A 22,247-nucleotide genomic window follows, 5' to 3' on the forward strand; every position below is an offset into this window, starting at 1 on the left:
AAAAAGCCTTAATTATTAATAGCACAACCAAGAAGTTAACTAAAGAGCGAACAAATATTTTCTTCCCTCTTCCCTCTTCCTTCTTCCTTCTTCCTTCTTCCTTCTCCCCATGCTATATCTAAAAAACCTAGTCTATCATCCTACAGCCTGTCCGAATCCTATTCTCAAAAACATCAATTTAGAACTGCCATCCCAGCAAATGGGGCTGATAGTCGGCCGCAGCGGTTCAGGCAAAAGTACCTTCTTAGAAATATTAGCAGGTTTAGCAGAAAAAACTAGCGGTGACATCCGCTGGCGCGAACAAGAATTAACTCCCGAACACTTGCAACAGTTAGGAGGTTTAGTATTTCAATTTCCCGAAAGACATTTTTGCGGAGGCACAATTTTAGAAGAATTGCGCTTGGGACACCCAGAATTGGGACAAGAACAAATTAACAAAGCCATGGGTGAAGTGGGACTCGGACATTTGCCACTGAGCACTTCTCCCCATGCTTTGAGTGGAGGACAACAGCGACGGGTGGCGCTGGCGGTACAGCTAATTCGCCAGCCGCATTTGCTGCTTTTGGACGAACCGACGGCGGGTTTGGATTGGTCGATGCGCCGACAGTTGGTAAGCTTGCTGAGTAAGTTAAAAAATCACTGGACATTGTTGATTGTTACTCACGATGCTAGCGATTTATTGAGTGTTGCAGATAAATTTTGGACTTTAGAACGGGGGGATTTGCAGGAAGTAGATCGGGCTAAATTAGAAGCTAAAGAAACGAGCTTTGTTAGTCATTAGTCATTAGTCATTAGTCATCAGCGGTGCCCTGCCCTTCGACTCCGCTCAGGAACCGCGTAGTCGAAGGGTCATCAGTCATTAGTCATTAGTCATTAGTCATTAATCATTAGTCATTAGTTGAGAGTAGGTCAAGAAAGAGTAGGGATAAAAGATGAATCAGATTAAAATTCCTGTGCTACCGGAAATGAATGAGTTGTGGCAGGAATCCATGAATTGGGTTCCGAATGACTCACAACAGCAACATTTTCAGCGACTTTACCAATTAATTCTTGAGGGTAATCGCTCTTTAAATTTAACTCGAATTACTGAGCCGATCGAGTTTTGGGAAAAACATTTGTGGGATTCTTTGCGGGGCATTGCGAAGCTGCTACCAGTTAATGATAATTTAGGGGAAATTCGCGAATTTCCCCCACAGTCGCTGCTCAAAGCCATCGATATCGGGACTGGGGGAGGTTTTCCAGGGTTGCCTGTGGCGATCGCACTTCCCACTTTATCAGTTACTTTGCTTGATTCTACCCGCAAAAAAATTGATTTTCTGGACACAGTTTTACCATCATTAGCAGTAAAAAATACTGCGACTTTGCTGGGGAGATCCGATGAAATTTGGCGGCAACCACCCCACAAAGCAGCTTACAATCTGGCGTTTTTGCGAGCAGTGGGAGCCGCCTCTGTTTGTGGTAAATATGCCGTGCCTTTCCTGAAAAATGGCGGTTTAGCTGTGCTTTATCGAGGTAATTGGACGGCGGAAGAAGAGACAGAGTTGCAAAGTGCGATCGAACCTTTAGGCGGCACAGTTGAGTCAGTCGAAGCATTCACAACTCCCGTGAGTCATAGTGTGCGACACTGCGTTTATTTGCGGAAACTTGTATAAGTTTGTAGTGAGGACTTCAGTCCTATAGCAATCCTAAATCATTTGTGAATTTCTTACTCCCGGACCTTAATAAGGGGAGGGTTGGGGTGGGGTAAAAAACTTTACGACTCATTTAGGACTGCTATAGCAATCCTAAATCATTTGTGAATTTCTTACTCCCGGACCTTAATAAGGGGAGGGTTGGGGTGGGGTAAAAACTTTACGACTCCTGCAAGGATTGCTATATATAGCAATCCTAAATCATTTGTGAACTTCTTACTCCCTCCCCTTAGCAAGGGGAGGGTTGGGGTGGGGTAAAAACTTTACGACTCCTGCAAGGATTGCTATATATCTTGTTTATGTTAGTGAAGCAGGACTAAAGTCATTACTACAAACAATATTAACCGATCGCCTTTTCGTAACGCTTGCTAATCTCTGTCCAATTCACAACATTCCACCAAGCTTTGAGATAATCAGCGCGCAAGTTTTGGTATTTGAGATAATAAGCGTGTTCCCAAACATCATTACCCATAATTGGATAATTTCCATCCATTAAAGGAGAGTCTTGATTCGGAGTAGTTGCAATCTCAAGTTTGCCAGCTTTAGTGCGGACTAACCACACCCAACCACTACCAAAACGTTTAGTTCCCGCGTCGTTAAATTTGGCTTTAAAATCGTCCGCAGTGCCGAAACTTTGCTTAATTGCTGTTGCTAAACTACCTGTGGGCTCGCCACCGCCTTTGGGACTCATGATTTCCCAAAACATACTATGATTTACGTGTCCGCCACCATTGTTACGAACTACTGTGCGAATATCTTCGGGTACTTTACTCAAATCCCTGAGCATATTTTCCACACTCATGTTTTTGAGTTGCGGATATTTGCTAACAGCATCGTTGAGGTTTTTAACGTAAGCTGCGTGATGTTTATCATGATGGAATTGCATTGTCCGCCCATCGATGTGCGGTTCTAAGGCATTGTATTCGTAGGGGAGAGGTGGCAGTGTAAAAGGCCCCGGAGTTTGAGCTATCTTGGTTGCTTCGGCAATTGGACTTGCTTGGGATACATTATTTCCTGACGCTTGATAAGCACCTGCGGTAAGAGCTCCGACGCTAGCAGTCAGTAAATACAAGAAATCTCGACGTTTCAGACTCATATACAGTACCTAAGTGAATTATTAACCGTTTAAACCATATTACACTATCCGCCAATTCCCGACTTCTTCAATAAGTAGGAAATCTCCAAAAATAGCCTGGTTTTTTGATATTATTCTTTGGATAAGCGCTGAACAGATTCACCTCCAAAAAGTTCATCGGCTGCTTTGAGAATACCGGGAATTTTAGCAGCGTGGGGACTGTGAGCGAGACAGCGACGCAAGTCTAATTCATCGAGGCGATCGGCTTTTTGACCTGGGAACCAGTGGCTGGCGTTACCCAGCAGATTGTAGCGCATTTTGCAATACTCTATAGTATTATAAGCCTGGGCTAAATTCCACAGCCACAAAATCACATAAATGTTAATATTTCCCGGAGTATTTTCTATGGTTGGTAAACCGACGTGCCAAGTTTTAAACCAATCTTCTCCTAATTGATTAATTGCTGCGGTTTCCAATCTTGCTAATATTGGTGGCAAAAGTCCATCGGCTTTATCTAACAATTGTACAGCGTTGAGATGTTCGTTAAAATCTTCAGGTTTGGCTGCACCCAGACTCAAAGTGTGTACTTGCGGATGGGACAAACAAAATAAGTCGTTAAACACCATCGGACTCAGAGGATAGCACAAGTCGATCAATTTTTGTGGCGGGTTGTAAAGTTGACCGCCTTTATCGGAAGGACTAATGATAAAAATGCCCATGTCGTGAAGTTTAGCAGCTTCAATGGCTGGCAAGTTAATTTGATTAATGTAGTACCAGTGCAGGTTAACATAATCGAATTGATTGGTTTCAATTGTTTTGACAATCACATCCGTCGGGCCGTGAGTTGAAAAACCGATAAACCGGACTTTGCCCTCTGCTTGCAATTTTCTAGCCACATCCATGCAGCCACCAGGACGAATGGAATCTTCTAGTAATTCCCAGGTGTTAATGCCATGTATCGATAGTAAATCGACGTATTCTAGTTGTAAATAAGCTAAGGATGTCTCAAATTCTTCACGGAATTTATGCGCGTTAGGTTGGACAGTAACTTTTGTTTGAACGATTAGTTTTTCACGGGGCAACTTCGGTAATATTAATCCTAATTGCATTTCAGAAGTGCCGTAACCGCGAGCAGTTTCTATGTGATTGATGCCACATTCTACAGAGTAGCGAATCGTTTTTTCGAGATTTTCTTGATTGTCAAGGGGAATTTCATTTAGTGGTATGTCTTGCCATTTGTAGTGATATCTCATGCCACCGCAGGAAAAGACTGGCATGGATAATTCTGTGCGTCCGAATCTGCGATATTGCATCATAAGTAGAAGGAATAAGGAAGAAGGAATAAGGAAGAAGAACCCCCCCTAGCCCCCCCCAAGGGGGGAAATTCAGGAAGAAGGAATAAGGAAGAAGGAATAAGGAAGAAGAACCCCCCCCTAGCCCCCCCAAGGGGGGAAATTCAGGAAGAAGGAATAAGGAAGAAGGAAGAAGGAAGAAGAACCCCCCCCCTAGCCCCCCCAAGGGGGGAAATTCAGGAAGAAGGAATAAGGAAGAAGGCATAATGAAGCAGTCGTCAGCTTCAAATCATTTTTTATTTTAATAAATCGGAACTTGGCTATTTTTAATTACTGGAAATTACCTATTATGCTATTTTAAAGAACAGGCAATATGCCTGTTCTACCAAGAGTCTATGATTGCCAGTGGGTAAGTTATGATTGCTTGAAAATCTCGCGGACTACAGGTTTGCCATCTTTAATTTCACCAACCAAAACTAAATCCGTGCAGTTAACAAACAAGCCATTTTCCAACACGCCGGGAATGTTATTTAAAGTTTTTTCAAGTTCGACAGGGTTGTCTAGGTTGTCGAATTGGACATCAATTACCATGTTACCTTGGTCGGTAATTACTGGCCCTGCTTTTCTGATTCCCATGCGGAGTTCTGGTTTTCCTCCCAGTTTTTCAATGGCGCGGGTGACAGGGGCGATCGCCATTGGTATCACTTCGATTGGGACTCGAAAAGTCGAACCCAATTTCTCTACCATTTTAGAACTGTCAACTACTACGATAAACTGAGCTGCAAGGCAATCTACAACTTTTTCGCGAGTGTGGGCTGCGCCTCCTCCTTTAATTAAGTTTAGCTGCGGATCGACTTCATCAGCGCCGTCAATCGCCACATCTATTCTGTCAATTTCATCCAGAGTTGTCAGCGGTACTCCGTATTGTTTGGCTAACACTTCTGATTGAAAAGATGTTGGTACTCCTTTGATATCTTTGAGTTGACCGGATTTGATGCGATCGCCCAAGGCCTGAATAGTATAAGCTGTAGTTGACCCCGTGCCCAGTCCCACAATCATTCCTGACTGTACCCGATCGGCGGCAGCAAACCCTACTTGCTGTTTCATCAATTTTACTGGGTCTTGTTCTGTGGTCATGTTCAATAATCCTGAATAGTTTTAAAATTATAGCACTGATGGATTTAATGAACCGCAGAGAGCGCAGAGAACGCAGAGAGGAAGAGGAAGAGATGAAACTAGCAAGTTCTCTGCGATAAGTTTTCTATCATTTGGGAACTTATCTATTTCTTCTCTATTTCTTCTCTGTGCCCTCTGTGGCCTCTGTGGTTTAATGAAAAAAAAATCTAGTTCATAAATCGATGGATAATTGCGCTATCCAGGGTGTAGTTGGTTGGTGCAATCCCGATCGCGGGTAAAATGGCTGAATAGTATTAGTATCAAAACTGTAACAGTGGTAGAACAAATGATTGCGGAATCTTTGGTGAATTTAGAGGCAGCTCAAACTTATTTCCAAAAGGCAAATCGGCTGAAAGACACAGGTAGGCTTGATGAGGCGATCGCACATTATCATAAATCTCTAGAGTTCAATGGGGAAGATGCAGAGGTTTACAAAACCTTGGCGGAAGTTTATGCTTTGCAAGGGGAATTTGAAAAGGCGATCGACTCCTGCCATCTCGCCGTTAAATTTAACCCTAGTTTTGCTCCCGCTTACTTGACAATGGGCAATGCTTTACATAGTCAAAACAAGCTGGAAATGGCAATTCAAGCTTATTTACAAGCCTTAAAAAATCAGCCTGAATTTGCAGAAGCTAGTGCTAATTTGGGCAGTATGTATTACAAACTAGGACAATTATCGGAGGCGGAAAAATCTTACCAAACAGCTATTGCTATTAATCCATATTTGTGTTCAGTACGTTTGATGCTTGGTAGCGTTCTCCATTATCAAGGCAAGTTAGATGCCGCCATTGCTTGTTATCAAAAAGTCCTGGAAATGCAACCTGAAGATGCAAGCATAGCAGAGAAAATATCTGATTTACTTAAACAAAAAGAGCAGGAAAATACCCCTAGCAAATTTCTGGAATTAGAACCAGAATCTGACCCACAACAAGGGGTAACTGTCAACAAAGACGAAGGCTATGGTTTACAGCCTTCCAGTATCAATTTGCCACCATCAGAAACTAATAAAAATTTAAATACATCCTTCACAAATCCAGCGGAAGTTTCTGAACAAGTTTCTCAATTGAATGTTCCCAGCAATGAGGAAATTGCCAATTTTAAAGAAGTTGAAGGCTACAAAAATCTGGCAGAAGATTGTTTGGTAAAAGGTAAGGTTACTGAAGCGATCGCAGCGTGTCATTTGGCCATCAAAACTCGACCAGATTACATTCATGCTTACGTGACTTTAGGGAATGCTTTGCAAGCTATAGGCAAACTTGAAGCAGCAATTCGCTCCTATTCTCACGCCTTAGAATTGCGACCAAATTTTGCTGAAGTTCGCGCTAATATCGGCAGTATGTATTTTAAAATGGATCGCTTGGAAGAGGCGATCGCCCATTACGAAGCCGCCATTGTCCTCAGTCCCAATTTAGCGGGCGCTCACTGGAATTTAGGTAAAGTATATCACAAATATGGCAACGTGGAAGCCGCGATCGCCTGTTTTCAGAGAACATCCGAACTTAATCCCCAGCTAGTCGGTGCAGACTTCCACTTTAACTTAGCTAACCGACTTTTCACTCAAGGCAAGCGCGATGAAGCTATTGAAAGCTATTTAAAGGCGATCGCCATTAAGCCAGATTGGGCAGAAGCCTATGCTAACATCGGCAGTGCGCGATCGCAACAAGGCAATCTCGATGCAGCCATTACTTATTATCAGAAAGCTGTAGAATTAAAGCCGGAATTAGAAGTTTTGCACTCCAACCTTGCCAATTCATTTTTGCAGCAAGGAAAGTACGAATTAGCAGTTACCAGTTATCAAAATGCCCTCAAAATCAAGCCAGACTGGGCAGATGTTCACGCTAATTTAGGCAACGCTTTATCTATGTTAGGCAAACTGGAAGAAGCCCAAGCCAGCTATCAAGAAGCCCTGGTATTCAAACCAAATTGGGCAGAAGTTTACTGTCGGATGGGACACATTCAAAAGCAGGATAAGCCCTTGGAGGCGATCGCCAATTTTGAAAAGGCGATCGAATTCAACCCCAAATTCAGCGAAGCCCACCAACAATTGTGCGACTTACTAAGCCATTCCACCAACCTAGCAGGAGCTCGCAAAGTCGCAGACAACTACTGCGAAAACTGTGGCGAACAAGTACCAGTCATGTCAGCCACCGCTTACGTTTTCTCCTATCTGCAATCAGGGGTGAGCAAACAGGCAATTCAGAAACTCGAAGAAATCGAAGCACTCTCCTACGAAAAAATCGAAACCTTTACCAATATCGAACTAAAACTGCTCTACGAAATCTTCTTGTTTGCAGTCTCTCACCTGCGAGATAATCGCGAGAAAAATGCCAGCTTTTACCGATTAGTTGCCAAGGAATACTACAAAAAAGTCCTTCCTCCACGGCAATCAATCGACAGAATCAAACCAGTCAATTACCAAACAAACCAAAAACCTTTAAGAATCGGCTTCCTCTCAAAACACTTCCGTCGTCACTCCGTCGGCTGGTGCAGCGAAGCTTTAATTCGGGAATTAAGCCGCATCACTCCCCACGTTCACCTCTACGTCACCGGCAAACTTAACAAAGATGAAGTAACCCAGCGATTTGAAGACATGGCGGGCAAATTTTATTGGCCCAAAAAGTATCCAAATGGTTTTGCAGATGGTGGTGAAATTCTCGCCGAAGTGCGGCAAGACGATTTGGATGTATTAATCGATTTAGACTCGATGACAGTACCAACAAATGTAGAAGTGTTACACCAGTATCCCGCTGGCATCTGTGTTTCTTGGCTAGGATTTGATGCACCTTATATCTCAGACAATCACTATTTTCTGTGCGACGAACACACTCACCCCGCCGGTGTTGAAAAACATTACTTAGAACAGTTAGTGAGATTGCCTAGTTGTTCCGTAGCCATTGGGGCATTAGAAAGCATTTCAGTGAATCGAGAAGCGATTAGAACTTCCCTCGGTATTGGGTTAGATCAAATGACTTATCTCTGCGTGGCACCAGGGAGAAAAACTAATCCTGAAATGGTGCGCGCTCAAGTTAAAATACTCAAAGAAGTTCCTGATAGTTTGCTAATCCGTAAAGGTCAAGGCGATCCTGAAGTGATTCACAGCACTTACCGCGAAGAATGCGATATTCAAGGAGTAGATTTTACTCGGATTAAGTTTGTGGGGCAAACCAAAACGGAAGAAGAACACCGCGCCATTTATTATGTGGCTGACGTGCTTTTAGATTCCTATCCTTATAATGGTGGTACTCATAATTTGGAGGCTTTGTGGGCGAATTTGCCAGTGGTAACTAGATCCGGCGACCAATATCTTTCGCGGATGGGTTATGCTTTTCTCAAAAGTGCAAATCTTGATGTGGGTGCGGCTTGGAGTTGGGAAGAATACACCCAGTGGGGAGTTAAGTTTGGGCGAGATGCTAGTTTCCGAAATGCTGTGAAAGAACACTTGATTAAATCTAAACAGCCAGAACATCTTGCACCTTTGTGGAATCCTCAAAAGTTGGCAAGGGAAATGTATGAAGTGTTTCAACAACTGTTAACTAAATAACTCATACTTGGTAGCGATAACTTTAGTTAGCTTGGCAAGGTGTTAGCTATTCCACGACTAAAGTTATTGCTACAAACCACTTATGAACTACTGATTAATCCCTACTTGATCGCGCCCGCTAGACTTAGCTTGATAAAGCGCTTTATCCGCCGCTTCTATCAGCATTTTAGGTGAGTTTTGACCTTCGGAAATGCTCGCAACTCCCAAGCTCAGAGTCACGCAATCGCTGACAACGGACTTGATATGGGGAATAGCTAAAGCTTTAACACGGCTGCGGATTGCTTCAGCAACTGTCCGCGCCCTAGACAGGTCTGTATTTGGCAAAATTACCCCAAATTCTTCGCCACCGTATCTAGCAGGCAAATAAAGCTGTTCTGGAGATACTTCTGCACAAGTATCTCCGATCGCCCGTGCCACTTGTTGCAAACAAGCATCCCCCGCTTGATGCCCGTAATTGTCGTTGTAAAGTTTAAAACAGTCAATGTCGCACATAATCAAAGATAGTGGCTGGGAACTACTACATTGCTCCCATTCTCTGTTCAAAACTTCGTCAAAGCGACGACGATTTCCTAGTTGAGTTAGACTGTCCAAATTCACCAAGCCATCTAATCTTTGATTGGCTGCTGCTAACTGCTGGTAAAGTAAAGATTGTTCGATCGCGATCGCCAATTGAGTAGCCAACTGACTCAGTAAATCCATATCAAACTGTTGCCACCTGCGAGGTCCAGAACAGTGGTGGGCTATCAACAAACCCCACAATTTCGGTACAGAACAAGAAGCGTTACCTTCCCTAGATTCTATACCCTGCTGTAGGATAGGCACCACCAAATTCGCCTTCACCTGACACTCCGTCAAAAAATTAACATGACACTCATCCAAACCCGCAGCTTGAATATCCTCAACAGCTCGAATTCTGCCTTTCAAATACTGTCCGATATAAGAATTTGCAAAACAACAATCATCAAGAACCTTCCCCAAAAGTGGTATCCAATCTTCCCCAACTGACTCCACCACCACATCTCCATTCCAATCAGGTCGGAAGCGGAAAACGATCGCTCTATCGGTTGCTAAAAACTCCCGCACTTCCGCTACCGTAGTATTTAGGATATCTTGGAGGTCTAGGGAAGAACGGATACGCGATTGAATCTGCGTGATTAGGCGTTCCCGTTCTACCTGCTGTCGCAGGGCGATTTGAGCTTGCTTGCTTTCTGTAATATCTCTACCTTCCGGTAATAGCAATACCACTTGACCAGTTTCATCGGTTACTGGTTTCAGAGAAAAATCTATAGTTGCCGTCCGATTTGTACCTTTAAATTCCACTTCATAGCGGACTAATTCACCTTTTGCAGAGCGAGAAATTGCTTGTTTTAACTGTTCTTGAATTTCCTCAGCCCCCCCCCACCAAGGTCCTTGCCAAAATGGAAGATTAGCCACATCCCGCAGATTGATTCCTGCAAAATCTAGAGAAGTTTGGTTAGCTTCTAACAAAGTACCATCCGGTTTCAAAAGGCTCACAAATTGGAACGAAGAATCAAAAATTGCCCGAAAACGTCTTTGGCTATCTCCCAACATTGCCGTCACCTTAGAACGAGAGGTAATATCACGGAAGCGCCACACCCTGCCAATAATATTGTGTCCCACTCTAATGGGCTGAGTATAGCGTTCAAAAGTGCGACCATCCTTAAATTCTAGAATGTCGCAGATTTCAGCTTCAGCATGGTTATAAATTTCTTGAATTCGGCAGATAAAAGCTTTGGGGTCTTTAACTTGTTGAGTAAGAAATTCCAACCGCATTCTGCGATCCATTGAGTTTTTAATTTCTTCGGTAATTCCCCACATTTTTACTAAGTTTTCATTAAAACTAATCATTTCTCCCGCTGTAGTGACAGCCAAAATACCATCGGCTGTTGCTTCCAAAGTCGCGTGCAAAATAGAACGAGACCTCTCTAATTCTGCTTCTAGTAATTTATTTTCCGTCAGGTCTCGCACGGCTTTAACCTGAAGTAATCGACCTTCATATAATACGAATTTGCTCCGCACTTCAGCAGGAAAAGTTGTCCCGTCTCGCTTGATAAAAACTGTTTCGCAGATTGTATTGCTGGCTGCCGAAATCATTTGTGGTGCTTGTTTATAAGATTGTGGCGACAGCAGTTCCAACAAACTCATCCCCGCCATTTCCTGCGGTTTGTAACCGAATAACTCCCCAAAAATTTTGCTGACATTCAAAATTGTATCCCGGTCTGCCACGGCAACCGCTTCAAAATAAGCTTCACATTCTAGCAAGTGATCTGTGGCGGTTTTACGGCTAATTTGTTCTGGGAAACTATCACTTTTTATTAATTGTTGAAGCTGCATATTTGCTGAGTACAAAGCAGTCATTGCTTGCCTGTACATCCCCGTGCGTTTTTCAACTCTTTCTTTCAATCTATCCCGCGATTCTCGCAGTCTTATTTCTAGTTGCTTTAACTCCGTAATATCTACTGAAAAAACTATCACACCTGCTACTTTACCTGCGCTGTCTAGGTAAGGTATTTTGTCTGTGCGTACCCAGCATTTTTGACCTGAGACAGTGGGCAGTTGGTGAATTTTGCCTAATCGGGGAACGCCGGAATTAATTACTTGTAAGTCTTCTAAATAATATTGCTCTGCTTCGTCGGGATATATTTCATAAAAGGATTTACCTTCTAATTGCTCTGGAGGCAAACCTCTAGATGCTGCTGCCACTTTATTAATTCGCAGCAAATGACTTTCGGTATCTTTGTACCAAATCATGGCTGGTATGGAATCCAGAATAATTTGCTGTTCTTGCTGCTGCTGTCGGATTTCTGCCTCTATTTGTTCTTTTTTAAAGATTCTTTCAGCCAGTTCTTGATTGGCTTTACTCAGTTCTGCTGTGCGTTTTTCTACTCGTGCTTCTAGTTTTTCGTAAAAATCATTCATCAAGTTTTGCTGCTGTTCCCGTCGCGTTAATTCGATTTTTACTCTTTCGCTGACTGACAAACTTGTTGAAACAAAATCTGCTAATATTTTGGTGATATACTGTTCGTCTTCCGTCCACTCACTGTCACACGCAGCACGTTCAATATTCACAATTCCTACCATTTTACCACCCAACATAATGGGTACGTTTAATAGGGAAGTAATACCTCGATCGGAAAAATAAAGACCTGCTAGTTCTCGCGTTCTGGGATCGTTAGTTGCAGCCACTGCTGCGATCATACTTTCGGACTTCAACGCTCGAAAATAAGCCGGACAGTCTGCTGCTGTGACAATTATTTGTACGAAATGGAGTTTGGTATTTTGTTCGTAAAGGTCCATACAGTGAAGCTGGGTGCGGTCTTCGCTGTACAGCCAAATGCTAGCCCGATCGCATTTTACAACATTCACAGCCGTTTCCGTAATTTCTCGGATAAATTCTTCTATATTTTTCTTTTCAGTAGCTTGACTTTTGGCTAATTTGGCGATCGCCTGAGTTTGATTTCGCCAAATTTGCTGAGCTTTTGCCTCTGGTGTTAGATATGTGGGTAATGTAATTTCTTCGCAAACTAGCAGTACGCTTGGCAGTTGGAAAGTTTCAAAGGAATTGTTACTATTTTTGACTATTTCCCAGGCTGGTTCCGACAAAGTTAATGCAGTTGCTTTTACCCAAATTTTCCTACCATCTTTGCAAGTCAAACTGCATTCCCAAGCCTTCCTTTTTTGGCGATAGCCACTATCTTCTAGCTGCACAAATTCGGCAAATTCTGCGTGCAATTTACCTTGATTTTGGCTTTCAAATATGTTAAAAATTGAATGAGAAACTAATTCGTGGGCCCTGTAACCCAGTCGAGATGCACCGAACTGATTAAGCGAAAATACTCTTCCCAAAGCGTCGAGAACGAAGTAAATTCCTGGAAAATTATCGTAAAGAGTACGATACCAATTGCGTTCAATTTCTCTACTGCACGAAATTTTAGCTGTTCCGAGTTCGTTCCCCGTGCAGATGGCATGAGAATTGTTTGTTTCTGGGTTAATTGAATAATTATTGTTAGCAAACACTTTTAAATTAACTCAATTGTAATTAAATTTACTCACTCTGGTTCAACTTTTTTATGAAACAAAGTCAAACCTATTTTTACAATAAAGCTGCTTAGCTGTAACAAATTTACAACTCTGTCCCTGGGGACGTTTGCGATTCCCAATCCCAGCTCTGTGTTAGTTTACGCTCATCAAAGGTTTTAAATATATATGATAACACTGAAATATCTATTGTTGGGATTAACCTACCTGGGTTTTGGGTTAGGGTATGTACCGGGTTTACGGATGAACCGGGCTGCGATCGCTATTGTTGGGTCAGGTTTTATGGTGGCTTTAGGCGTAGTTAATCTCAAAACCGCCTGGGAGGCGATCGACCCAAGTACCATTATTTTTTTACTCGGAATGATGATTATTAATTCTGTTGCTTATTTTTGGAGATAATAAATTTATTTGTAATCCCCATATTTTATGGAAAAACTGGCGATTTTCCAAGGGGATATTTGGAAACCCTTCCCATCCTCTGATTTCTCTGGTAAAGTTGTCGGTTGTTCTAACAAGTCCACTGACTGAATAATCGCCAAACTCAAATCGCTCTCTAATTCTAACCGAGCCTCTTTACCCTGGGATTCATAACACCGTAAAATCCACAAGTTAGCATGGTCTTCCGACTGTTTGAAAGCCATCAAAACTAAGTTGTCGGCTGATAAATCGAGGAATTTACCTACAGTCGGCAAAGTGCGGTGGTGATTTCCTTCTAACTTGGGAAATACCTTGACTAAGAGTGGCAAATTCAATTCATATCCCTGTCGTACAGTACCAGCATCTTGCCAATTTCCGCGGTGAGGATAAACTCCACAAGTAAATTCATGAATGCCGATATCAGCTTGTGCATCTGGCCAAGTCGAACTCCTGAGTAATGTTAGACGAATTTGATTTGGTTGAAGGTCACAACCATATTTACAATCATTGAGTAAGCTAACTCCAAAATCGTCATTACTGATATCTGTCCACCGTAATATCGGCACTTCCCATTTGGCTTTTTCCGCCGCAGTCTGCGGTTTAGTTGTGCGCTCGATCGCACCTCCGGGAATTTCGCACGTTGCCAAATCTGCTTCTACATTTAACCCAAAGGTTGCTTTTACTAAAACGTGCTTTTCTTGCCAATCTACCACTGTTTTAATTTTCAGCACTGGCGAACCAATTTCTACTATATAATCTTGGTAAAACTCCGATTTACCAATTTGTCTAACTACACGCAAACTCTGCCTTATTTCTCCCTGGGAGATCCAGGTAATATCTTTCAGTATCGGCGCTGCTAAGGGATATTTTGCATAATTTGGATCGATGTTCCAAGCGTCCCAATATTGACCGCCATCTTGAAATGATTGCAGTTGATTGCCTCCAGATTCATTCAGGACTTCCCTATGATTTAGTTTATCCCAAATACTCGATAAATTTCCAGTTTCGCTGTCTACTTTTACTCGAATAAATTCATTTTCTAGCAGCATTATTGGAGGGACAAAAGGAGTTTCTTGACAAACACCCTCGTTTCGTGCAATATTAGTTGTAACTTCACCTAACCATGTCTGATTGTAGTTTTCTGGTAAGGGTGACGAATTTTCCAGGGTTTCAGCAGCTTCGGGACAGAGCCAAAACACCCGGTAGCCGACTGGGGGGAGATTATTTGCCAAAAATAACAGTGTAGATTGTGGTTGTGGTCGATCGCACGGTTGAATTTGCGTAGTCAGCCGTTGTCCTGACAAGTCGTAAATCGCCCAAGTGGTAGCAGCGGAATCGGGAAGGGATAAAGAGACAACTTCCGAACGCGACCAATTGAGGGAGTTAAAGATTAAAATCGGTTGAGCATCAGGTTGGGGTGGAGAAGGCAGAGAAATTTGACTGGCGATCGCATCCAAAGATGTTAGCACAATTGAACGACAAGTGCGATCGACCTCAGCCCATCCTAGATTAGCATCAGCATAAACTTGGGCGATCGAAGAACCAGGTAAAATATCGTGAAACTGGTTAAATAAAACTTTTTTCCAGGCTATTTCTAATTCAGACTTCGGATAAATCGCACCCGCGCAAATCGTGGCGAGGGAAGACAGCAACTCAGCTTGGTAAAGCAATTCCTCACAGCGGCGGTTGTAACGCTTTTGATCCGCGTGAGTTGTGTAACAACCTCGGTGGAATTCCAGGTAAAGTTCATCTTTCCACAGAGGAAGAAGAGGAAGCCTCGAAACATCAGTTTGAGACTGGGAAATTTTACCCAAGTTAGCAGATTCAACCGCAGCCGCATTGTCTCCCATCGAAACATCGACTGGAGACTGGAAAACTTTACCCAAATTAGCAGATTCAGCCGCAGCCGAATTGTCTCGCATCGAAACATCAGCTTGAGACTCCGACACTTCCGGCGAAAACTGACTCTCAATCAACGCCAAATAATCCACAGCCTTCGCAAACTCCAACCTCGGAAAAAAAGGCGACAATTCCCAGCGTTTCGCAACCTCCAACATATCACGAGTCGGGCCGCCACCGTGGTCGCCAACTCCCGGTAGCCAAACAGCAGATTGCAAACCCGTTTTAATTTGCCAATCAAAAAGATGATTCGCCATTTTCACAGATTCGATGTTTTCACCGATCGGACCCGACATCATGCTAAATATTTTAGTACCATCCAAACCTTCCCACCAAAATGCACCATAGGGAAACTCAGTGGTATCATTCCAACGCAACTTTTGCGTCACAAAATAATCAACTCCACCATCGCGCAAAATCTGAGGTAATTGCCATCCAAAACCAAAAGTATCCGGTAGCCAAACTACCCGCATTAACTCCCCGAACTTTTCTTGGGCGTAACGCTGTCCATAAACAACTTGTCTCACCATGGATTCAGCCGAAATCAAGTTTAAATCTGGTTCCACCCACATCCCACCAACAACTTCCCAAAATCCCGCAGCTACCTGTTTTGTAATCTCTGCAAATAAATCAGGCCGATGCTCTTCTATCCAAGCATAAAGTGCAGGAGTTGAATGACAGAAAATTAAACCAGGAAACTCCGATTGTAACTTCAATGCCGACTCAAAAGTCCGTTCTGCCGCTTCCCAAGTTTCCGCAACAGGCCATAACCAAGCCAAATCCAAATGAGCATGACCAACTAAGTAAATTTTACCTTTATATATAGAAGATTTTCCACTACTTTCTCCTATATATATAGATGTACTCTCATCACTTTCTGCCCTCCCAAAAACCCTCTCTCTTCCACCTCCCTCTGTGCCCTCTGTGCCCTCTGCGGTTTCAACCTTTAAACCATCCTGAAAACCTCCCAAAAATCCGAGCAAGTTTTGCCTTAAACTAGAAAGCGAACGATCGAACTTTTGTCGATCGCCCACCACAGACCAATCAATCAAACCCACCGCCAATTCCACTTGAGATTTTAGCATTTCCCCCTTGACAACCAACCCACCATGGACTATATTTTTAGTGGGGGAGTATTGGAAATTTAAATTTGAGAAATTACCAGACAGGGAATTTTGCAAAATCTCCAATTCATCAGCCACAAAACCAGGGTCAAAACAAGCAGAATCAGCAGCTTCATACAGACAAACTGACTTCACCAAAGCACCCGCATCGTGACCAGGACTCACCAAACGCAAAATTACTAAAAATTCATCTCCCAGAAGGACAGAGGGACTTAACAAAAGTCGCACCGTACAATCAAATAAATCTCCGACTCCAACTAACTCCCCATTCACAAAAATCTGAACATTGTCGGCCCACCAAGTCAAGCTCAACAGCAAGCGCAACCCCGTCACAGGATAGGCTGACAAATTGGGAGGAACTACAAATTTTTGTCCCAAATAAAAAACTTGTTTACCAGCAGGCCAAGCAAGATGTCCTTTATGGTTAAGTTCGGCAACAGGCCAGTTACAAATATTTACCCCATGGACAACAGCCAAGTCTGAGTCGTAGTACCTCCAGCCAGACTGCGCATCCCATCGGGTGAGGCGACGCAACCTTTCGACAACTTCAGAAATATTATTGCTAGCAGATGACACAGAAGCACTCATATTTCGCTAAGATTGAGAATTAGACAGAAACAAGGTTGAATCAACCTCAAATTAAATTATGTCTTCAAATAACTACGGCGGCCCGTACCAAAGCCGACTATTAAAATTTATATCCAAACAGTCCCGCCAAGTTGCCGAAAATTGCGATCGCACTTGGCGACAAGTTACATCCGCAACGCTTAACACTACCCAAATTCTACTTTATCCAGCATACTTGCTGGTGCAAAGTTCGCGAATGTTAGCCAGACAACTGCGGGAATCAAGTCAAAAAATAGATTTACCGGAATTGCAGGAATTTGCTGAAAGAGAAAATTTCAAATTTTCTCAGAATTCATCCCCAAATGGGTGGGATGAGGAGATAGGCGCAGAAAGTGCGATCGTAGATATTGTGCACATGGCTGAAAATATACTCCTCCCATCGCAAACAACGACAAAATCCGACAATTTATCCTTTGTAATTACAGCCGAAAATTTGCCAGCCCCAGTGACACCACAGGCTTTAGTGGCACAAACACACTTTACCCGAAACCATGCCAAAACAACTCCCAGGAATTTAGTTTTAGAACATCCAGACTCTCAAACTCCAGTAACCGAAATTTCCATCAATCATGGTGACACCGTTAACACCACACCGAAAGTTCGGGGAATTGCGACTTTTCTACCAGCCCGCAGTTTAGTATTGGTGGGAGCAGAAAATCAGATTTTAGATATTTTAACCCAAGAACAACAGGAACTCTTGGAGGGGCGCATAACTTGGGAAGTCGCCAACTCCGGGCCAGGGCGACGAGAAATTGCTAAAAAAGAATTAAAATTTAATCTCGGCTTAGAAGAGGCTGCGGCAAAATCCCTACTTCCGCCAGTGCGCGGTTTTTGGCAATTGATGACTTGGGTACAAACAAGTCCCTTGGCGCTGAAAAGAAATCAGTTTGGAGAATCAATCCTGGCGATGAAAAAAGCCATTAATACTGGTGCCGATCGCCATTTAATCATAGCTCAAACCGATAGAGCGCAAATCACCGGAGTCAAAACCGATCGACCGGCAATTACCTCCGCAAGTGCGCTAGACTGCCATACATCAGAATTAACCACAGATTTTTACACTAAGTTCGATCGAGCCACCAATCCTCTATCCTTTGTCACATTACTCGATCGCGCCGCCGTCAACCTCGAAGAATTCACCATACCCCAAGTATCAAAAATTACTGGTGACTTAACAGACAGCCAGCCAGCCCAGATAGAGCCAACAACCGAGAATTTGAGCCCAAGCACCCGTGAAATAGTCGAAAACTACGCCAAAAGCATCGAACAGATGATTTGGTCATCAGTAGACTACCTCCTAGGCAAAGAAACAGCAGCCAGTGATAATACAGAAAAATCTCTGGCAATCAAGTATTCTTTGCAACAAAGAGCAGCGGAAAATACTGAAAAAACCGAGACCAAGGGCGATCGACCTTGGCTAAATTGGCAAGACCTATTTGGAGAGCCAGCACCGCCCTCCCTAGACCAAGTGCCACCGCCAGCCCCAGAGCAAATAACACAAATCAGCACAAAAGTCAAGCCCCAAAATACGGAAATCGAAAAATTGCCCCCTGGTCGATCGACACCAAAATCCACATCACCATACCCAGAAGCAATTCAAAACCTGATCGCCCAGCTCAAAATTAGCATCAACACAAAAGTAACAAAAAGTCAACCCCAAAAAACATCAAATTTAGAAAATACTCAAAAAAATAGCAGACAGAGCAACCTAGAAGCATCAACTCAGATCCAGACACAGAAAACTCAACCAGAAACAGCAACCACCCCTGAGCTCGGCCCAACCCCCAGCAAATACATCAGCATCACCAAAGAAACAGAAAAGAACAGCCCAGAGGAACAAGCACAGGAGTGCTTAGAAACCACAGCAGAATCAATGGGATACATCAAGCATCCCCTAGAACAAGTGCTAGAATGGCTCGATCGCATCATGGTGCGACTAGAAAAAATAATCGAACAACTGTGGGAATGGGCAAAAATCAACTTCCCAAAAATCATCAACAGCAAAGATTAAATTCGCTAATCTTTGACATATGATAAAAAAGTTGCACCAGCAACAAATCACTCAGCTCGATCGCATTCTTGGAGACTCCCACAGTGCTAACCCTCAAAATCGTAGTTAATATAGTTGTCCTATTCTTTGTTTCCCTGTTCATATTTGGATTTTTGTCCAATGACCCAGCTCGGAACCCCAACCGCAGAGACATGGAATAATATCCATGTCGGGTTGCACCGGAAAGACTGTCCATGGTTGAAAGTGAGTCCAAAAACCAAAAATTGTACTTAGGTGTTGGTAGCCACTTGACTCAACCACAGAAATCCGATGCTAGCGGATTGGATACAAGCGAGCAATCCATCCAGCATAGGAGGGGCGGGCCACAGCAGCCCCTGCCATGAACCCACAAACCATCAAAAATTAGTTAAACAAACTTAACCTCGCTGGTCAGTGAGGTTATCTTGTGGTGAAAGCAAGTTCTAACAGCAGCCAGCATCCCAAGCAGCGCAGCCACTGCAAATTTCAGACATCAAATTTCTGTTTAAACATTTATAGCAACCTAAATAGGTAACTAGGACATTTTCAATTGCTCAAACCATTGATTTTATTGCATATTCCTTCTTCCTTCTTCCTTCTTCCTTCTTCTTTCTTCCTTCTGCTATAACTATGCCCTATCCGGTACCGCCACCAGAACCCCCTGCCATCATCAATATCACAAAGCCCAAAAAAGTCGCCCTCGCTGTGGCGGCAAGTGATAGAGACACCCGCAGCAACTCCACAGAACAACCGGAACCAAGCCCAGCTCTAGTTCTGTCAGAAGCAAAACCAGCCACCGAACCAGCACCCTCCGCCAGACTCCTGGACCCAACCGCAGCAGCAGGTCAGCCTTCAGAAATCGACGACCCCCTAGCAGCAGTGGCAAACGGCACAGCAGATTTGAGATTTCAAAATCCCACTCCCGTTGTAGAAACCGCAACCAGGGAAACTCCCAAAGACTCTTCCTTTACTACTTATCATTTTGCACCGCCACAAAATCGCCTTTCCGGTAGGAATCCAGCACCAACCCCAGAGGCATTATTGACTCAGAAAAAACCGGGGGAACCAGAACAACCATCGGCAGAGGTTTCACACCCCGATGACAGCAGTTATCAGGCAAAGGGGCTGCAACTAGAAGATAAGTCACCTCCTGAACCCCAGGATATTCCAGTTCCCGAACCACCCCCGGAACCAACACCAAGCGGACAACCACAGTTAGAAATTCCGACTCCGGGTACCGCCCCAACGCCCGGAACGCCAGCATCGCCCAAACCGAAGCCCAAACCAGGCCCAGCCCCAGGAGTCCGCACCCCACCTTCCCAGCGGACGGTACCTTTCCCTGTGAGTCCGGCAGATACGATTGAGGTGAAAGCAGACAGTCAGGAGTTTGATGACAAGCAGCAAATTGTTACGGCTATTGGTAATGTGGTGGTGCGGTTCCGACAAACGGTGATTGATGCCGATCGGGCGATCGTCAACTTAGTCACCCGCCAAGTGATAGCATCCGGTAATGTCGCCTATACCCGCGGCCAACAAGTAGTCCGTGGGGAACGGATGGACTTTAATCTCGGTCTCAATTCCGGTGCTGTCGAACAGGCAAAAGGTGAACTGTTCTTACCCGCAGCAGGTAGCGAGTTAACCCCCACACTCCCCACAGATATCAGTGCGGGCACGATTCTCAATCAGCCCCTGAGCGATCGAATTACCAGTCAGCAACCAGTGCGCGGAGTTCGCTCCCCCGGCGCCGCTACCTTTACCATCGGCGGTGGCGGACAGGGTGGACAGGTGACCGCACCCCAAATCACTGGGGCCGTTAACCGCGTTCGCTTTGAAGCAGAACGCCTGGAACTCCGACCCGATGGCGTGAGGGTGGCTACTAATATTCGGATTACTAATGACCCCTTTTCTCCGCCGGAACTGGAATACCGCGCCAAGACGGCGACGATTAGAAGGATTTCTCCCACGGCGGAGGAATTGGTCACAACTAAACCTCGTTTGGTGTTCGACAACCGGGTGAAAATACCTGTGTATCCTCGCCGACAGGTGTTTGACAGTCAGCAGCGGAATGGCCCGTGTTTGACCTTTGGCTTCGATGGGGGCGATCGCGGTGGTTTGTATGCTGAGTGCGCTTTGGATGTACTGCAAGCAGGGCCAGTCAGGCTGACTTTGACTCCCCAGGTTTATCTTCAGCGGGCGATCGAAAAACACGGCGGTAGCCCGTTTTCCCCGGATAGTTACGGCCTGAAAGCGAAGTTGACGGTGGCCCTTGGCCCTCGTACTAGGCTCGACGGTTCGGCAATATTTCTCAATTTTGATAATTTCCCGAATCTAGCTGAAAATGCTTTTCGGGGTAATTTGCGTTTGCGGCAGTCGATCGGGACTCACACTCTGGTGGGGGAATATAGCTATCGCGATCGTCTCTTTAACGGTTCTCTCGGCTTTCAAACCGTCAACAGCAGCCTGGGAGTTGTTCTCACTTCCCCCATCATCCCCCTGGGAAAGTCTGGCATTAATCTTAGTTACCAAGCCGGTTATCAATTTATCAATGCTGACACCGACAGATTTGACTTGCTCGAACCTGTGAGGGAAAATAACCGCATCGATTTGAGCCGCTTACAACTGAGCGCAGCCTTAACCCGCGACTTTACCCTATGGCAGGGTAAATCCCTCCCCCGCACTCCTACCCAGGGTTTGAAGTATACGCGGACTCCGGTGGTTCCTTACGTGAAACTGGCTTTGGGTATCCGTGGTGTTGGGAGTTTTTATAGCAGTGACGATCAACAAAATTCTCTCGCCGGCAGTGTCGGCATTCAAGGGCAATTCGGTCATTTCTCCCGCCCTTTCCTGGACTACACTGGGTTTAACGTGACTTACACTCAGGTAGGACGGGATGGTCTATCGCCATTTTTGTTCGATCGCCTGGTAGATGTCAGAATCCTTTCCTTTGGACTTGTCCAACAAGTTTATGGCGGGTTTCGAGTCGGAATTCAAAGTGCTATTAATTTAGATACCAAGGAAACCATTAGTACAAATTACACTTTGGAATACAGTCGCCGCAGTTATGCAATCATTTTACGTTTTAATCCAGAACGTCAAGTCGGTAGCCTGACTTTTAGGATTAGCGACTTCAATTGGAATGGCACTCCAGAATCTTTTGGTGGGGATGTGCGAAGTGTAGAAGGAGGCGTGCGTTTATCCGATTAATTAAATTAGTTATTGGTGATTAATTAGTGGTTGTTTTCCGCAACCAAATAACAACTCAGCCTAAACAATCACCAATAAGAACTAACAAATAACCATTAACAAATAACCACTAA

Annotated in this window: 12 protein-coding genes; 7 read left to right on the top strand and 5 right to left on the bottom strand. The window is 44.1% G+C overall.

The genetic code is table 11. The features are described from left to right. Positions 1–109: 109 nt before the first annotated feature. Both AAFP11_RS03335 and rsmG read left to right on the top strand, forming a co-directional pair. The gene (locus AAFP11_RS03335) at positions 110–781 is read left to right on the top strand and encodes an energy-coupling factor ABC transporter ATP-binding protein (RefSeq protein WP_340520709.1); all 672 of its coding nucleotides are present in this window, start codon (positions 110–112) and stop codon (positions 779–781) included. A gap of 151 nt (positions 782–932) precedes the next feature. Beyond that, complete coding sequence (rsmG, locus tag AAFP11_RS03340; protein WP_341735744.1) at positions 933–1,652, top strand: 16S rRNA (guanine(527)-N(7))-methyltransferase RsmG; 720 nt, start codon at positions 933–935, stop codon at positions 1,650–1,652. A gap of 379 nt (positions 1,653–2,031) precedes the next feature. On the opposite strand, the gene AAFP11_RS03345 is transcribed toward rsmG, so the two are convergent. From AAFP11_RS03345 to rpiA, 3 genes are all read right to left on the bottom strand, one after another. Continuing rightward, positions 2,032–2,787, bottom strand: coding sequence for a Fe-Mn family superoxide dismutase (locus tag AAFP11_RS03345; RefSeq protein ID WP_341735745.1), 756 nt, complete (start codon positions 2,785–2,787; stop codon positions 2,032–2,034). A gap of 110 nt (positions 2,788–2,897) precedes the next feature. Beyond that, positions 2,898–4,079, bottom strand: coding sequence for an aldo/keto reductase (locus AAFP11_RS03350; protein ID WP_341735855.1), 1,182 nt, complete (start codon positions 4,077–4,079; stop codon positions 2,898–2,900). A 393-nt stretch (positions 4,080–4,472) separates the two neighbouring features. After that, complete coding sequence (gene rpiA, locus AAFP11_RS03355) at positions 4,473–5,195, bottom strand: ribose-5-phosphate isomerase RpiA (RefSeq protein WP_341735746.1); 723 nt, start codon at positions 5,193–5,195, stop codon at positions 4,473–4,475. A gap of 256 nt (positions 5,196–5,451) precedes the next feature. On the opposite strand from rpiA, the gene AAFP11_RS03360 reads away from it, so the two are divergent. Then, entirely contained in the window at positions 5,452–8,775 is a 3,324-nt protein-coding gene (locus AAFP11_RS03360) for a tetratricopeptide repeat protein (protein WP_341735747.1), read from the top strand. 87 nt (positions 8,776–8,862) lie between these two features. On the opposite strand, the gene AAFP11_RS03365 is transcribed toward AAFP11_RS03360, so the two are convergent. Beyond that, positions 8,863–12,813 carry a PAS domain S-box protein gene (locus AAFP11_RS03365; RefSeq protein ID WP_341735748.1) on the bottom strand — a complete coding sequence of 1,317 codons (3,951 nt, stop codon included), beginning with the start codon at positions 12,811–12,813 and terminating at the stop codon, positions 8,863–8,865. A gap of 189 nt (positions 12,814–13,002) precedes the next feature. Here AAFP11_RS03365 and AAFP11_RS03370 point away from each other — a divergent pair, with 189 nt between their 5' ends. Next, positions 13,003–13,233, top strand: a complete 231-nt coding sequence (locus AAFP11_RS03370) for a hypothetical protein (protein ID WP_341735749.1) — start codon at positions 13,003–13,005, stop codon at positions 13,231–13,233. A gap of 5 nt (positions 13,234–13,238) precedes the next feature. Here the strand turns inward: AAFP11_RS03370 and AAFP11_RS03375 are convergent, their stop codons facing one another. Then, complete coding sequence (locus AAFP11_RS03375; protein ID WP_341735750.1) at positions 13,239–16,862, bottom strand: alpha-mannosidase; 3,624 nt, start codon at positions 16,860–16,862, stop codon at positions 13,239–13,241. 58 nt (positions 16,863–16,920) lie between these two features. On the opposite strand from AAFP11_RS03375, the gene AAFP11_RS03380 reads away from it, so the two are divergent. From AAFP11_RS03380 to AAFP11_RS03390, 3 genes are all read left to right on the top strand, one after another. Then, positions 16,921–18,912 (top strand): hypothetical protein, encoded by a 1,992-nt coding sequence (locus AAFP11_RS03380; RefSeq protein WP_341735751.1) that lies wholly within the window; start codon positions 16,921–16,923, stop codon positions 18,910–18,912. An 83-nt stretch (positions 18,913–18,995) separates the two neighbouring features. Beyond that, positions 18,996–19,112: a photosystem II reaction center protein I gene (locus AAFP11_RS03385; RefSeq protein WP_340523282.1), complete on the top strand. Its 117-nt coding sequence runs from the start codon at positions 18,996–18,998 to the stop codon at positions 19,110–19,112. Positions 19,113–19,560: 448 nt separating this feature from the next. Beyond that, positions 19,561–22,134, top strand: coding sequence for a DUF3769 domain-containing protein (locus AAFP11_RS03390; protein ID WP_341735752.1), 2,574 nt, complete (start codon positions 19,561–19,563; stop codon positions 22,132–22,134). Positions 22,135–22,247: the final 113 nt, after the last annotated feature.

It is taken from the genome of Microcoleus sp. CAWBG640 (assembly GCF_020883015.1).
Classification (GTDB): domain Bacteria; phylum Cyanobacteriota; class Cyanobacteriia; order Cyanobacteriales; family Microcoleaceae; genus Microcoleus; species Microcoleus anatoxicus.